Source organism: Pantoea latae, assembly GCF_002077695.1.
GTDB lineage: Bacteria > Pseudomonadota > Gammaproteobacteria > Enterobacterales > Enterobacteriaceae > Pantoea > Pantoea latae.
Genome location: NZ_MWUE01000036.1, coordinates 1 through 1395 on the forward strand (window position 1 = coordinate 1; position 1395 = coordinate 1395).

Here is a 1395-nt window from a genome sequence, read left to right on the forward strand (position 1 = left end):
CCGGTAAGGTAATATTATAAATAAACACCTTACCAGCAATCTTTCACTTTTCAATCAATAACATTATTTCCTCTAACTTACCGCTATTTAAAATCTTATACATTAACTCCATCTGCTTGGGGCTTGATACTAAGGATGGCTCGAAACCAAACTCTCTAACACGACGATTCAAAGTACACATTTTAATAGTGGTAGCTCCCTTATCAGTTCGATCAATATAGTATCCATCAATTTGAATGATGTGATCCTCATAATCATCAAAGTGAGGATGATAAATTAAAAAAGCTGAACTGCTACGTGGGTACTTTTTGGGATCTTTCTTAAGCATTCCCTCCAGATTATTAGACACCTCTTTCTCCCTTTTTATTTCATTACAATCAGGGCATATGACACATAAATTTTTAGGCGTGAACATGAATTCTGTATATTTGGACTTAGGAACTATATGCTCCACGTGACAGCCTGATGCTGATTTGGTTATAACATTTCTACAATAAGCACATCTTGCTTTTTGTTGAGTGCGATAAAAATTTCGAATCTCACTTCTAACACCTTTTAATAAGTCACTAGACCAATCTCTAAAACTATAAGTTGGAACCGTAACCACATCTTCAATTGCTCTTAAAGAATCCTCGCTTAAAACAATTGATTCCATTATATCAGGCATAAATCTCCCTCATTTTCTCAATCGCTTTAATCAATGAACTTAAGGGATCCTCTTCAGAAATCTTAGGAAGCATGTTAATTAACTCTTGATATATTGCAATATCATTAGAAGTAAACTTTCTATTGCTTGATACATTTGAAAAGAGATTTACGGCGATTCTCGACAAATACTCATTTTTAAAGCCAGGACTACCAAACAAAGTTGCCAATTGGAAGTCTGATGATTTGTTTATATATTCATTAGCATCTTTTGCAACTCCATCCTCCATCGTCATAATATAGCATCCCTTCTCACTGAGATTAGATACAATCTGAGGAGAGTGCGTAGCTATAATAAACTGACAACCTTTATAGGAGCTAAATATACTAGTTAAAAGCTGGATATATTTTTCTTGCCATTCAGGATGTAAGCATACTTCAGGCTCATCAATCATAATTAACGAGTTATCTTCAATGACAGAGGATATGCCAAGCATGCTTATTATTACGCACTGCTCACCTGAACTTGCATTTTCGATAGAAAACATTGTATTAGAGTCAATTTTTTTTAATACAGCACTATCAAATTTCAATAATCCCACACTGATTAAAATAGTTAACGCCTCACTAAACTCAATCGACTTATGAGATATAGAAAGCAGCTCATCTTTAATTATAATTTTTAATTTTCTTATATTATGGATTTCAGGGACTAATTTTAATGCTTTGAAAATTTTATTGATAGTAGAT

The 1395-nt window shown here is 33.2% G+C and carries 2 protein-coding genes; both read right to left on the reverse strand.

Annotated elements, in window-relative coordinates:
- Nucleotides 1-43 precede the first annotated feature (43 nt).
- The gene (locus tag B2J69_RS21790; protein WP_081142331.1) at nt 44-667 is read right to left on the reverse strand and encodes an HNH endonuclease; all 624 of its coding nucleotides are present in this window, start codon (nt 665-667) and stop codon (nt 44-46) included.
- Nucleotides 660-1395, reverse strand: a 736-nt coding sequence (locus B2J69_RS21795) for an AAA family ATPase (protein WP_143806326.1), incomplete at its 5' end; no start/stop codon positions are given. The genes B2J69_RS21790 and B2J69_RS21795, both read right to left, overlap by 8 nt.

Coding starts and splice junctions, on each gene's coding strand:
- B2J69_RS21790 (WP_081142331.1), bottom strand. CDS start 667: ATGCCTGATATAATGGAATCAATTGTTTTAAGCGAGGATTCTTTAAGA.